Source organism: Nocardia sp. NPDC004151 (genome assembly GCF_042874235.1).
In the GTDB taxonomy this organism is placed as follows: Bacteria; Actinomycetota; Actinomycetes; order Mycobacteriales; family Mycobacteriaceae; genus Nocardia.
The window spans coordinates 78715-92506 of the sequence record NZ_JBIAMR010000005.1 but is presented as its reverse complement, the minus strand read 5'-3'; the positions used below and the strand labels follow the sequence as shown (position 1 = coordinate 92506).

Below are 13792 nucleotides of genomic sequence, written 5' to 3'. Positions count from 1 at the left end.
TGGCGGGACCGATCCACGGGGGTGAACTGCGATGACACGGTTCGATCTGGTGATTCGCGGGGGCACGGTGTACGACGGGACGGGTGCGCCCGGGGTGCGGGCCGATGTCGGGGTGACCGACGGCAAGGTGGCTGTCATCGAGGGCGGCGGGCTGCCCGATGGGGAGCGGACGGTCGACGCCACCGGCACATGGGTGATGCCCGGCATGCTGGACGTGCACACCCACTACGACGCCGAGGTGCTGGGCAGTCCCGGCCTGGGCGAATCGGTGCGGCACGGTGTCACCACGGTGGTGCTCGGCAACTGCTCGCTGTCGACGGTGTACTCCGAGGCCGAGGACTGCGCCGACCTGTTCGCGCGCGTCGAGGCGCTGCCGTGGGACGCGGTGCACTCGGCGGTCAAGGAGCACAAGGACTGGGACGACCCGCGGTCGTACCGGAAGTCGCTCGCCGACCGGCCGCTCGGCGCGAATGTCGCCGCCTTCCTGGGACATTCGGACATGCGCGTGACGGTCATGGGCCTGGGCCGGTCCGTGGACGCGCAGGCCCGGCCGACACCCGCTGAGCTGCAACGCATGTGCGCCATGCTGGAGGCGGCGCTGGACGCCGGATTCCTGGGGCTGTCCACGATCCGCAGCTCGTTCTCGAAACTGGAGGGCGTGCGGTTCCCGACCCGGCAGCTGCCGTCCACCTACGCGACGTGGCGGGAGTACCGGGCGCTGAACGCCGTGCTGCGGCGACGCGGCCGGGTGCATCAGAGCACCCCGAACCTGACCACCCGCACCGAACTGGTCAAGTACTTCGCGCAGAGCGCGGGCCGGTTCCGCGCGCCGCTCAAGACGACCCTCATCGCGGGCATGGACGTCAAGGCCGACCGCACCACCGCGCGGGCCGCGATGGCGTCGGCGTGGATCGCGAATACCGTTGGCGGAGCCCGCTTCCGGTGGCAGCATCTGCCGGTGCCGTTCGAGGTGTACGCCGACGGCGTGGATCTGGTGGTGTTCGAGGAGTTCGGCTCCGGCAGCGCCGCGCTGAATATCCGGGACGCCATGAAGCGCGGCGAGCTTCTCGCCGACGAGGACTACCGCCGACGGTTCCGCAAGGATCTGGCCAAGAAGTACGGGCCGCGGGTCTGGAACCGCGACCTCTACGACGCGGTGATCGTCGCCTGCCCCGAGGCGGACGTGGTCGGGAAGTCGTTCGGCGCGGTCGCCGACGAACGCGGCATCGATCCGGCCGACGCCATGCTGGATCTGACGGTGGAGCACGGCCCGGCATTGCGGTGGCGCACCGTCATCGCCAATGACCGTGAGGAGGTGCTCGACCGGTTGCAGCGCTCACCCATGATGCAGGTCGGGTTCGCCGATTCCGGTGCGCACCTGCGGAATATGGCGTTCTACAACTTCGGGGTGCGGATGCTGGAGCGGGCGCATCAGCGGGGGTTCCTGCCGATCGAGACCGCGATCCACCGGCTCACGGGCGAACTCGCCGATTGGTACGGCCTGGACGCCGGGCGCCTGCGGGTCGGCGGGCGCGCCGATATCGCGGTCGTCGATCCGGCAGGGTTCGACGGCACGTCCAGTGCGTACGCCGAGGCGCCGTTCCCCGGGGTCACGGGGTTGCAGCGCATGGTCAATCGCAATGACCGGACGGTCGCGGCCACCGTGGTCGGCGGCCGCGTCGTCTACGAATACGGTGAATTCGCACCGGGATTCGGCACCACCCTGCACGCGGGCAGCTTCCTGGCCGCGCAAGGGTGAGGCCCTAGACGAGTTCCGGGGTACGCCCGCGGGCGCGGTATTCCTGCGGTGGGCAGCCCTGCCAGCGCCGGAAGGCGCGGATGAAGGACGCCGCCTCGGCGTAGCCGAGGCGGGCCGCCACCTGTTCGGTGGTCATGTCGGTGCGGTCCAGCAGTTCCTCCGAGAGGGCTTGGCGCACCTCGTCGAGGAGGGCGCGGAATGAGGTGCCCTCCTCGTTGAGCCGCCGCGACAGGGTGCGCGGGCTGACGAACAGCCCGGCAGCCACGGCCGACTGATCGGGGATCACACCCGGATCGCGGATGAGGACGCCGCGCACGATGGCCGCGAAACCGGAGCGGACATAGCGGCGCGCCAGCAGTTCCTGGCACATCTGCTCGCAGGTGCTGCGGGCCTGTTCGGTCGGTTGCGGCAGGACGACGTCCAGGAACGACGAGTCGAAGGCGAGTTCGTCGACGCTGGTTCCGAAGAGCGGCTCGACGCCGAAAACAGACCGGTAGCGGCTGGTATCGGGCGGTGCGGCGTGCCGGAAACTGACGCGGCGCACCGGCACGTTCACCGAGTACAGCTCACGGCCGAGCATCTGGATTCCGGCCAGGACCCGCTCGGCCAGGAAGCCGCGCACGTCCTCCGGAACGTCCCGGTCGTCGAACCGCAGCCGCCCTTCGCCGTCCACTTCCTCGAAGGTCACCTGCCCGAACGCGAAGACCAGCTCGGCGTATCCCGGCGACACCACGATCGCGTCCCGCATGGTCCGGCTGGCCAACAGCGCCAGACCCCAGGGTCCCGACAGCGAGACGTGATACCGCGTCCCCGCCTCCACGCCCAGTCCCGGTTCCCGGCCGAACCTGGCGAGGAGATTCCGCACCACCGCGAGTTCTTGCCGCGCCGTCACTTCCGTGGTCTGTTCGGCCACCGATTCAGGCGCCAGACCCGCTCCGGCGAGGCACTCCCCCGCCGGCATCCCTCTCTCATTGGCGAGCCGGGTCAGAATGTGCACGCCAGACGTGTGCCTGGCTAGATCCCAGTCGAGCATGTGCGCTTTGTCCTCTTCGACTACTCCCGACCCAAATGTCTGTTCCCCATCGGGTTGGCGCAACATATCAACGAGAGACCGCCCGGTGTGGCGCATCCGACATATTCGATCGTCCAGCGGTGATGCGCGCGACGCGCGGAACACGATTCGTCACGTAACAGCCGATGCGCCGGTGCGATTCACCCACAACCGGTTCGGACGACGACCAGCAATCGAGGTCTGCCCACCATGAGTTCCACCGCGATCCTGCTACTTCCCATGCTCGCGGCCCCCGCATTCGGCATCGGTATCTGGCTCGGCATCCGCTCGGTTACCGGCGAATACGCCTCCGAACGCCGCCAAGCGCGCTGTCGACGCACCCGATAACGTGCACGGTATGAGCAGCTCATCGACCCGCACCGTGGTCGTCACCGGCGCGTCCTCCGGCATCGGCAAGGCCACCGCCGCGGCCTTCGCGGCCCGCGGACACAAGGTGATCGGCACCAGCCGCAATCCCGATGCCCTCACCGAGGCCGACCGCGCGCCCGGCGTCGAGTACCGCGCGCTCGACATCACCGACCTGGAGTCGATCGAACGCTTCACGGCCGAGCTCGGGGCGATCGATGTGCTGATCAACAATGCCGGGGAGAGCCAGGCCGGGCCGCTGTCGGACCTGCCGCGCGAGGCTATCGAAAGACTGTTCCAGCTCAATGTTTTCGGGGCTGTGGCGTTGATCCAAGCTGTCTTGCCCGGCATGCGTGAGCGTGGGTACGGGCGGATCGTCATGGTCGGATCCATGCTCGGCAGCTTCCCGATGCCCTACCGCTCGTCCTATGTGGCGACCAAGGCTGCCTTGCGCGGGTTCGCGACAGCGGCGCGGTTCGAGGAGTCTCCGTTCGGGGTGTGGATCACCACCGTCGAGCCCGGCCAGATCGATACGGGGCTGAGTGAGCGCCGGACCAAGTACATCGCCGATGGGTCGCCGCATGCGGCCGACTTCACGAAATTCATGGCTCGTCTCGATGCTCAGATGAGCAAGGGCATTTCGCCTGTGCGGGTTGCGGAAACCATTGTGGCGGCGGCCAGCTCCGATCGGCCGAAGCCGCTCTACGCGGTGGGCAGCAATGCGCCGTTGATGTTCGCTGTTCGCCGGGTACTGCCGCGAGGCGTTATGGAGCGCGTGATTGCCGCGGCTCAAGGGCTCAAACGGTAAGAGACCAAAGACGAAGAGAACAAAGGACAAAAGACGCCTGGAGAAGGGAGAGGGTGGCCGAGCTTGCGAGGCCCCCTCACCTACCAGCCCCACTCACGGCTCGGCCGCGCGTCGTCCCGGAGAAGACGAAGGGATGGGGTTGGGCTTTTCTGTAGAAGGTGATCCGTGCAGTCCGTGGGCTGGGATCGGCGGGTAACGGCTCCCGGCTCGGCGTCAGCCCCGGTGCGGGAGGGCAGGCGAGGCGACCACGCTCCCGATTGGCTTTGCGTACGCCTGCGGGGCATGAGCATCGGTGGTGGACGCAGCCCGAAGGGCCCCACCTGTGGTGAGGCTGGAACGGGCATTAGGGGCGTGACCACCACTTGACCGGTGGGCGAGTGCGGTCACGCAGGCGCGCGAGGGAAGCGGCCATCAGCTCGCCCGCGTGATGGCGGTCGTTGACCTGCGGGGTTCGACTCGGGTCGATATGCACTGGTGGTATCCAACCGGTGCGGCCTGCGTATTCGGAATCCTTCGGCATAGCAACGGTTTTCCAGCCGCCGGGTCCGTCGTGGATGAGGGCGTGGCAGGCATCGCAGGCCAGCGTCAGGTTTTCGATGTCGGTCTTGCCGCCCTTGTTCCATTCGGTGACGTGGTGAACCTGAGTCAGAGTGGCGGGCGCATTGCAGCCGGGGCGGGTGCACCCGCGTTCGGTGGCGATCAAGGCCATGCGCTGTGCGGCGTTGGCGAGGCGTTTCGTGCGCCCCAGGTGCAGGGGGCGTCCCGCATGGTCGAAGATCGCCAGGAACGGCTTGGACTTCTGCGCGAGCTGCAAGGCTTCTTCCAGCGGCACAGTCCCACCTGAGGCAGTGGTGGCCACACCGGCGGCGGCCTCGACTTCCGCGAGCGAGATGGTGATGATCGTGGAGACCGGCAGGCCCCGGTGCCGGCCGGTGTACTCCGGTCCCATTTCGGGGCGCAGGAACGCCAACAGCGCGTCATGGTTGCGCTGCGCGGCCGTACGCGGATCACGAGCGGCGGCACGCTCCAACCCCGCGAGGGCTTCGTCGGCGAGTCCTTCTGTGGTCCAGGGGCTTTCAACGTCATCGGCATTGCACATGCCCGGCCGTGCCAAGCCGGCGAAGATCGGGTCGAGCACGGCGCGCAGCGCGGGCGTGACTTGCGCGGTGATCACCGACATGCCGTCCACCCCCTGCTTACCGAGCGTCACGCCACGGCGGCGCTGCCGATCGACCTCACGGGTGAAGCGCCCATCCGGGTCGAGGTAACCGAGGATCCGGTCACCGATCTTGGGCAGGTCATCCGGCGTGGACTGTGCGGCGAAGCTTGCCAACTCGAATTCGGCGAGATCCCGGTCCTCGACGTCGGTTTCGGCGGGGATGCGGTCCATGATCTGCGCGATCCGCCGCGCCGAATCCGCCGACACCATGCCCATCTGCTGGTAGGCGGCGGTCCACGGCAGCCGAGGCTCCAACACCTCACCGCCGGTCTGACGCATCCCGAGCTGTTCCGCGGCACGCACCCGCGCGCACGCTTCGGCGTGACCGAGGCGAAGAGTCTGTTCGAGGTACTTCGAAACCCTTTTCACTCCAGCCTTTTCGGGCAGGTTCCGAGTATCGATCTCCCGAACCAGCTTGTGCTCGAATGCGGCCATCCGGCGGCGCGTGGTCTCCCAATCCCGCATCAGTTCCACGAGATCCTCATCCGATATCGGATCCAGGGAGTCATTGAGCAGGACGTCTACAGCATCGAACACCACACCGGTGGCATCGCCCACCGTGATGTCCTCGCCGAGAATCGGCCCGCCCAATTTCATGCCACTATTCTATCAATTTCACCTCCGCCCGTAGCTCGAATAGCCATGTATAACACGGCTTTTCAGACTCCAGCTCAACAATTACGACCGTTCGGTAAGACGCAAATCCCGGCCGACAATCTCCCGCATGATTTCAGAAGTCCCCCCGTACACCCGAGTGATCCGAGCGTCGGCAGCCATACGCGCAATCGGGTATTCACGCATATACCCGTACCCTCCGAACAACTGCTGGCACCGGTCGATGCACCGGAACTCCATCTCCGAGGCCCACAGTTTGGCCTTGGCGGCGTCCGCAGGCGTCAACCGCCCCGCGTTCAATTCCAGCACACATTTGTCGATGAACGCTTCCGCGACCGACACCTCGGTAGCCACGTCGGCGAGCGTGAACTTGGTGTTCTGGAATGCCCCGATCGGCTGCCCGAAAGCCTCACGCTCCCCGACGTATTCGATGGTCGTCCGCAAGGCGGCCCGGGCCCGGGCCAGGCAGGCGACGGCGATCTGCATCCGTTCCTGGGGAGGTTCCGCATCAGGTAGGTGAATCCGCGCCCCACATCCCCGAGCACGTTCTCCTTGGGCACCCGGACATCGGTGAAGTTCAGCTCGGCGGTGTCCTGCGAGTGCAGACCGAGCTTGTCCAGGTTGCGGCCGCGTTCGAAGCCCTCCATGCCGCGCTCGAGCACCATCACGGTCACCCCGGCATGGCGTTCGGCGGAGGTCCGGACCGCAGTGATCACCAGATCCGCGTTGATGCCGTTGGTGATGAACGTCTTCGCCCCGTTCACCACGAAGTGATCGCCGATATCGACTGCCGCCGTGCGGATTCCGGCGACATCCGATCCCGCGCCCGGTTCGGTCATGCCGATGGCCGCGATCCGGGTCCCCGCCACGAATCCCGGCAGCCACCGCTCCCGCTGTTCCTCGGTCGTCAGATCCACCAGGTACGGCGTGCAGATGTCATTGTGCAGCGCGAAGTTCAGGCCGACTCCCGCGCAGTCGGCTTCCATGAATTCCTCGATGAGGATCTGGTTGAACCGGAAGTCCGTGACTCCCAGCCCGCCGTAGCTCTGCGGCACCGCGAATCCGAGCAGCCCCAGGTCTCCGGCTCGCGCGAACACCGATCGCGGCACGATCCCGGCCTCTTCCCATCCCAGGTAGTGCGGCGCGACCTCCTTGCGCACGAATCCCCTCGCCAGCTCGGCGAATGCCAGATGATCGTCACCGTAGTGCCCTCGTTCCATGGACCCATGGTTGAGGACGGGCGTGGCACGGGACCAGAGAATCCCGGCCAATTCCGGGTGTCTCGACATCGGGTGAGCGGTGGTCGAGGACGGATTCGATCCGCCCTCGACCACTCTCACGCGACGCCTACCCGTCGACCGTGAGCACCGTGCCCGCGGCGACCGTCAGGTTGCCCTCGCGCACAGCGAATCCCAGCCCCGGCTCCAGCGGAACCGCGCGGTCCAAGGTCACCGCCAGTTCGACGGTGTCCCCCGGCATGGCGCGCCCCTCCGGCAGCGTCACCTGCCCGGAGACGTCGCCCGTGCGGACGAAGAACTGTGGGCGGTAGCCGCTGGCGATGGGCGTGCGCCGACCGCCCTGCGCGGCGGTCAGCAGCCGAACGCGCGCGGTGAACCCGGTGTGCACGGCGATGCTCCCCACCGCCGCGACCACCTGGCCGCGCGCCACCTGACCGCGCTGTACACCGCGCAGCAGCAGCGCCACATTGTCACCGGCCTCGGCCGATTCCATGGTGCGGCCGAAGGTTTCTACGCCGGTGACCATGGCCTGGATCGCGCCGCCGTAGCCGAGCACCGCGACCTTGTCGCCCATCCGGACCACGCCGCGCTCCACCGCACCCGTCACCACCGTGCCGCGGCCGGTGATGGTGAGCACATTCTCCACGGGCATGAGGAACGGCGCGTCGAGGTAGCGCTCCGGCATGGGCACGTACTCGTCGACGGCGTCGAGCAGCCGCACCAGCTGGTCGGACCAGTGCTGGTCGCCCTCCAGCGCCCGCAGCCCGGACACCGGCACCACGGGTACGCCGTCGCCGTCGTAGCCGTTGGCGGACAACAGCTCTCGCACCTCCAGCTCGATCAGCTCCAGCAGTTCGCCGTCGGCGACGTCGGACTTGTTGAGCGCGACCACGATGTGCTCGACGCCCACCTGCCGCGCCAGCAGCACGTGCTCGGCGGTCTGCGGCATCACGCCGTCGTCCGCCGACACCACCAGGATGGCCCCGTCGAGCTGGGCCGCGCCGGTGATCATGTTCTTCACGAAGTCGGCGTGCCCCGGCATGTCCACGTGCGCGTAATGCCGTGTCGCCGTCTCGTATTCGACGTGGGCGATATTGATGGTGATGCCGCGCTCGATCTCCTCCGGCGCCCGGTCGATGCGGTCGAAGGGGACAAAAGCGGTGCCGCCGCGTTCGGCCAGCACCTTGGTGATGGCGGCGGTCAGCGTGGTCTTGCCGTGGTCGACGTGACCCATGGTGCCGATGTTCAGGTGCGGCTTGGTGCGGACATAGGCCTGCTTGGCCATGATGAATTCTCCATCCGGGATGTTCGAGGGGGACCTCAGCAGCGAGCCGACCTTCCCCGTCTGAGGTCCCGGGACGTCCCGGAGAAGGTCAGCGTCGTGCGCCGTCGAATGCGGATGCCTGCAGGGCAAGCGCAGGGAGGTGGAGCGCGGCCATCGCACCCGCGACTGCGGGGTATGCGGCGATGGACTGCGGGAACATGGGACACATGCTGCCCGGCCGAAGCTGATTCGCGCCAGTTATTTTCGCACCGGACCGAAACGGCTCACGGCCACGAACCCCGCCGCGGCCAGGATCATGATGGCCGAAACCAGAAGCGCCACATCGAGTCCGTGATGGAAGGCGACCGTGGCGGTCTGCAAGACCTCGTTGACGTGCGGGGCGTACTTCAGCGCTGTCGCCAAGTCGACGCCGGCCGGAATGCGGCCGCGCTCCACCGCGTCGATCGCGATCGGTTGCAGGTTGTCCGGCAGCCCCAATTCGGTCATGCGAGCGCGCAGATCGGCGGTGAGAAACCCGTTGACCAGCGACCCGAGTACCGCGACGCCCACGGCCGCGCCCACCTGCCGCATGGTGTTGGTGGCCGCCGCGGCCATTCCCGACTGCTCGGCGGGCACTCTGGTCAGGACCGCCGAGGTCAACGGCACCACCGCGATTCCGAACCCGAGCCCCGCCACCGCCAGCGTGACCGCGAGCGGCGTGAATTCGACCGTGCCGTCCAGCGAATGCCGCGTCAGCAGAATCCCGCCCGCCCCCAGCACGCACCCCACGATCATCGGCATCCGCGCCCCGCTGCGCGCCACCCAGAACCCCGCCGCCAGCGACCCCGCCACGATGGCGACCGCCATCGGCGCGAACACCGCCGCCGTCCGCCCGGCCGAATAGTGAATCATCACCTGCAGATACAGCGCGGTGAAGAAGAAGATCGAGAAGACCCCGAAGTAGACCGCGAACGCGACCACCAGCGCGCTGCGCACCGGCGGCAGCCGCAGATACCGGAAATCGAAGACCGGGTTGCGGACTCGCGTCTCGACGATCAGGAACGCCACGAACGCGACCGCCCCCACCGCGAAGAGCGCGATCACCGGCGGCGCGTCATACCCCCGGCTCTCCCCGGTGATCGCCGCGAAGATCACCGCGCCCAGGAAGATCGCACCGAGCAACGACCCAAGCCAATCCATCTGCCCCGGTTGCGGATCCGCGCTCTCGGGCACATACCGCAGCGCCGCCGCCAGCACGACGACACCGATGATCAGGTTGAACCAGAAGATCGACCGCCACCCCCACGCGCCGACGAGCGCCCCGCCGAGTACCGGCCCCGCGGCCAGCGCCAGCCCGGACACCGCCGCCCACACCCCCAGTGCCTTCGCGCGGGTTCGGGCCTCCGGGAAGACCTGCCGCAGCACCGACAACGTGCCGGGCTCGGAGGCGGCGGCGCCCAGGCCCATGACCGCGCGCCCGAGAATCAGCACCGGCACGCTCGCCGCCAGCGCCGAAATCACCGACCCCGCACAGAAGATCACCAGCCCGATCACCATCACCCGTTTGCGACCCCACCGGTCGCCGAGTGATCCGGCGGCGAGCATCAGGCTCGCGAACACCAGCGTGTAGGCGTTGACGACCCATTGCAGCAGCTGGACATCGGTGCTCAGATCCGAGCGGATGTCGGCCAGCGCGACGCTGACGACGGTCGTGTCGAGGAAGGTCACGAACAGGACCGCGGTGACCGTGGCCAACGCGATTCCGGGCCGCGCCGCACCGCGCGACGTGTCGCCGATTGCCACCTCCCCAGGTTACGGGGCACCGATAGCGGGCGTCCGGTTTCGATCGGCGTGGCGGACGGCCGTGCGATATCGGTTCGGCGACAGTCGATCAGCTCGACAGGGTCGCCGGCGTACCCGGCTTCAACACGCCCTCCAGCTCCGACCACGGGGCGATGACGTCGATGGTGGCTGCCGCATCGGGGGTCATCTGGCCCTGCGGGACAGGTGCAGGCTCGCCGGGGTGGCGGGCCGGTTCGGGCCTTGCAGGTGCCCTCGACCTCGACCCTGACCTGCGACGGTTCACCTCGATGTGGATGTCGGTCTCCCGTCGGTCATCCGATCGGAGGTGGCCACGAAGTGCTAGCGGCCGCGCTGCTGGTCAACCATCGGGCCGGTGGTCACCGCGGGCGTGCCGACGCCGCCGGGACCGGTGGGCGTGTGCGCCGCCTGGCAGGCGGCCATTCCCAGCGACAGGGCGCATACGGCGATGACGGCGGCGGACTTCAACCGCATGGGATGCCTCCAGGGATTCGTGGGCGTCCGGTTCGTCGCCCACGATCAGAGTCGGTCCGGCGGCTTGGAACCGGCCAATGGCCCACCAATCGGCACGGTGGCGCGGAGGATGGAGGCGGTTCGCGGCGGCGCGGCCGGTTCCCGGACGGCGGAAGGTGAGGATCGGTGCAGGACAGGCGGCTGATCGGCGTCGGCCCGGCCCCTCTAGACTGCCGAACGGGGAGGTCGGTTTGCTGAGGTTCTCGGTACTGGGCGAGGTCCGCGCATGGCGCGGGGACACGCCCCTGGATCTGGGCCCGCCACAACGGCGGGCGGTGCTCGCCGCACTGTTGCTGCGCGAGGGCAAGGCGGTCACGGCCGCCGAACTCGTCGAGGGCATCTGGGGCGAGGACCCGGTGCTGCGCGCCGTCCCCGCGCTGCGCACCCACGTCGCCAAACTCCGCCGCGAACTCGAACCCGACCGCGCCAATCGCGGGCCCTCCAGCCTGCTGGTCTCCGTCGGCGACGGCTACGTGCTGCGACTACCGCCCGGCCGCACCGACATTCACGATGTCGCGGGCCAGGTCGCCGCCGCCGAACGACTGCGGCACGACGACCCCGACAGCGCCCGCGGCACCCTCGAGTCGGCGCTGTCCCGCTGGCAGGGCGCGGCGCTGGGCGGACTGCCCGGCCCCTACGCCGAACGCCAGCGCGCCCGGCTCGAGCAGTGGCGGCTGTCCATCCTCGAGGACCGGCTCGCCCTCGACATCGAAACCGGCCGCAGCGCCGAGGCGGTCGCCGAACTGGGCCCGCTCATCGAGGAACATCCACTGCGGGAACGCTTCCGCGCGCTGCTCATGACCGCGCTCTACCACTGCGGCCGACAGGCCGAGGCGCTCGACGAATACGGCCGCGCCCGCCGCGCCCTGGTCGACGGCGTCGGCGTGGAACCCGGCCCGGAACTGAGCGAGGTGCACGCCCGCATCCTGCGCGCCGACCTGCCGAGCGTGGGCCGCCCGGCCCCCACCCGGCTCGCCCCCGCCCAATTACCGCCCGATATCGCCGATTTCACCGGCCGCTCCCGGGTGGCCGAGCAGATCGCGGGCCAGCTCACCGGCGGCGGACCGGCGGTGGCCATCTCGGCGGTCGGCGGCATGGGCGGGGTCGGCAAGACCACCCTGGCCCTGCACATCGCGCACCAGGTGCGCGACCGGTTCCCCGACGGCCAGCTGTATGTGAACCTGCGCGGCGTGGACCCCGACCCGCTGCCCACCGGCGATGCCCTGGGCGGGTTCCTGCGCGGCCTCGGGGTCGCCGAGGGCGATATCCCGGCGGGCGTCGACGACCGGGCCGCGCACCTGCGAACCCTGTTGAGCGACAAGCGGATTCTCATGGTCCTCGACAATGTCCGCGACGCCGCCCAGGTGTCGCCGCTGCTGCCCGGCACCCCCGGCACCGCGGTCCTGATCACCAGCCGCTCCGCGCTCACCGAACTGCCCGCGGTCCGCCGCACCCGCCTCGACGTCCTCGAACCCGCCGAGGCGATGACCCTGCTGACCCGCATCCTCGGGGCCGAACGCGTTGCCGCCGAACAGGATGCGGCGTTCGCGGTGATCGAGCAGTGCGCGTGCCTGCCGCTGGCGGTGCGGATCGTCGGCGCGCGGCTGGCGGTGCGCCCGCAGTGGACCATCGCCTCCCTGGTCGCGCGGCTGGCCGACGAGAACCAGCGGCTGGAGGTGCTGCAGACCGGTGACCTCACCCTGGAGGCCGCCTTCCGGCTGGGCTACGGCCAGCTGAACACCGAGCAGGCCAGGGCTTTCCGCACCCTCGCCCGCGCTGACGTGCCCGACTTCCCGGTGGATGGCGCCGCCGCGCTGCTGGGCGTCCCGGTGCCCCAGGCCGAGCTGGTGTGCGAATCCCTGGTGGATCTGAGCCTGCTGGAGACGCCCGCGCCCGGCCGCTACCGCTTCCACGACCTGCTGCGCCTGTTCGCCGCGCGCCTGGCGGGAACCGCAGCGAGCCATGACGCCGGTGAGAGCGAGGCCGAGATCGTGACCCGCCTGCTGGACTACTACCTGGCCACCACCAAGAACCTGCTCGGCGCACTGGATTACAGCAACACCACCCTGCTGCTGGTGCCCACCACGGTCCCGGGCCACACCTTCGCCGGCGGCGCGGAAGGCCAGTCCTGGAACGATATCGAGCGCCCGGTGATCATCGCGCTGCACCGGCAAGCGGCCCGGCTGGGCGGCCGGGCGGTGGCGCTGGCCGCGGATCTGGCCTGGGTGATGGCCGAGCTGATGGACACCGGCAGCCGCGCCCGCGAACTCGCCGACGGCCTGAAAGCCCTGCTGGACACCGCGATCCGGGACGGCGACCACGCCAGCGCCCGGCGGCTGCGGGTGGCGCTGGGCGCCATGATGCAGATCGGGCTCGGCGAGGTCGAGGCCAGTCTCGAATTCCTGCAACCCATCTCGCAGCCCGCCGACGACGCCGAGCGGCGGTTGCAGGTGCTGGCCGAGATCCTGCTCGGGGTGGCGGATCGGCGCGTCGGCAACACCAAGGACTCGCACCGGCACTACGCCAATGCCATCGCCTGGACCCGGGCCCTCGACGATCGTTCGCTGGAAGCCTGGATTCTGGCGCTGGCCACCCGCACCCTGTGCGAATCCGGGCAGTACGCCGAGGCGGTCGGGGTGGCCGAGCGGGCCATCGCGCTGGCCCAGGAGTCGTCCAACGCGGTCGCACTGGGCTGGGCCACCCACGAATTGGCGGCCACCCGGTCCATGCTCGGCGACCACGAGCTCGCGCTCGAGCTGGCGGCCGACGCGGTACGCATGACCCACCGCAACGGGGTGCGCCTGTGGGAAGGCTGGGCCCGCACCCGGCTGGCCCAGATCCACCTGCGCGCCGGGCACGATGCCGCCGCGGAATCCGAGGCGACCCAGGCCCTGCGGCTGCTGAGCAAGGCCGCCGACCCCCTGGACCGGGCCCGCGCCCTGTTCCTGCGCGCCAGCGCCCGCACCGGCGACGCCGAGGCCGCCGCCCACGAGCACGCCGACGCCGCCGAGATCTTCCGACGTGCCGGACTGCCCGCCCCGACGCCCGCGACCCTGTTCTCACCAGGGCCGGATCAGTCATAGAGAACGTTTATTCGCTTTTTATCGGCCCGTGGGAACCTGCATCCACGCGGGTGCC

At 69.1% G+C, this 13792-nt stretch carries 9 protein-coding genes and 1 pseudogene; 4 read left to right on the top strand and 6 right to left on the bottom strand.

What is annotated here, in order from left to right:
• Window positions 1-31 precede the first annotated feature (31 nt).
• Window positions 32-1759 (top strand): amidohydrolase family protein, encoded by a 1728-nt coding sequence (locus tag ACFYTS_RS13760; RefSeq protein WP_387304014.1) that lies wholly within the window; start codon window positions 32-34, stop codon window positions 1757-1759.
• Window positions 1760-1763: 4 nt separating this feature from the next.
• Here ACFYTS_RS13760 and ACFYTS_RS13755 read toward each other — a convergent pair whose 3' ends face one another.
• A complete protein-coding gene (locus ACFYTS_RS13755; RefSeq protein WP_387304012.1) occupies window positions 1764-2720 on the bottom strand; it encodes an AraC family transcriptional regulator in 957 nt (318 codons plus the stop codon).
• 300 nt (window positions 2721-3020) lie between these two features.
• On the opposite strand from ACFYTS_RS13755, the gene ACFYTS_RS13750 reads away from it, so the two are divergent.
• Complete coding sequence (locus tag ACFYTS_RS13750) at window positions 3021-3158, top strand: hypothetical protein (RefSeq protein WP_387304009.1); 138 nt, start codon at window positions 3021-3023, stop codon at window positions 3156-3158.
• A 10-nt stretch (window positions 3159-3168) separates the two neighbouring features.
• Window positions 3169-3984, top strand: a complete 816-nt coding sequence (locus tag ACFYTS_RS13745; protein WP_387304006.1) for an SDR family oxidoreductase — start codon at window positions 3169-3171, stop codon at window positions 3982-3984.
• Between the two features lie 343 nt (window positions 3985-4327).
• On the opposite strand, the gene ACFYTS_RS13740 is transcribed toward ACFYTS_RS13745, so the two are convergent.
• The 5 genes and pseudogenes from ACFYTS_RS13740 to ACFYTS_RS13720 form a co-directional block, all read right to left on the bottom strand.
• Entirely contained in the window at window positions 4328-5761 is a 1434-nt protein-coding gene (locus tag ACFYTS_RS13740; protein WP_387304003.1) for a DUF222 domain-containing protein, read from the bottom strand.
• A 120-nt stretch (window positions 5762-5881) separates the two neighbouring features.
• A pseudogene (locus ACFYTS_RS13735) lies at window positions 5882-7038 on the bottom strand (acyl-CoA dehydrogenase family protein).
• A 127-nt stretch (window positions 7039-7165) separates the two neighbouring features.
• On the bottom strand, window positions 7166-8341 hold the full coding sequence (gene tuf, locus ACFYTS_RS13730) for an elongation factor Tu (protein ID WP_387304000.1): 1176 nt from the start codon (window positions 8339-8341) through the stop codon (window positions 7166-7168).
• Between the two features lie 237 nt (window positions 8342-8578).
• Window positions 8579-10123 (bottom strand): MFS transporter, encoded by a 1545-nt coding sequence (locus tag ACFYTS_RS13725; protein WP_387303997.1) that lies wholly within the window; start codon window positions 10121-10123, stop codon window positions 8579-8581.
• Window positions 10124-10462: 339 nt separating this feature from the next.
• Window positions 10463-10615 carry a hypothetical protein gene (locus ACFYTS_RS13720; protein ID WP_357277944.1) on the bottom strand — a complete coding sequence of 51 codons (153 nt, stop codon included), beginning with the start codon at window positions 10613-10615 and terminating at the stop codon, window positions 10463-10465.
• 230 nt (window positions 10616-10845) lie between these two features.
• Between ACFYTS_RS13720 and ACFYTS_RS13715 the strand changes: the two genes are divergently transcribed.
• Complete coding sequence (locus ACFYTS_RS13715) at window positions 10846-13737, top strand: BTAD domain-containing putative transcriptional regulator (RefSeq protein WP_387303994.1); 2892 nt, start codon at window positions 10846-10848, stop codon at window positions 13735-13737.
• Window positions 13738-13792 lie beyond the last annotated feature (55 nt).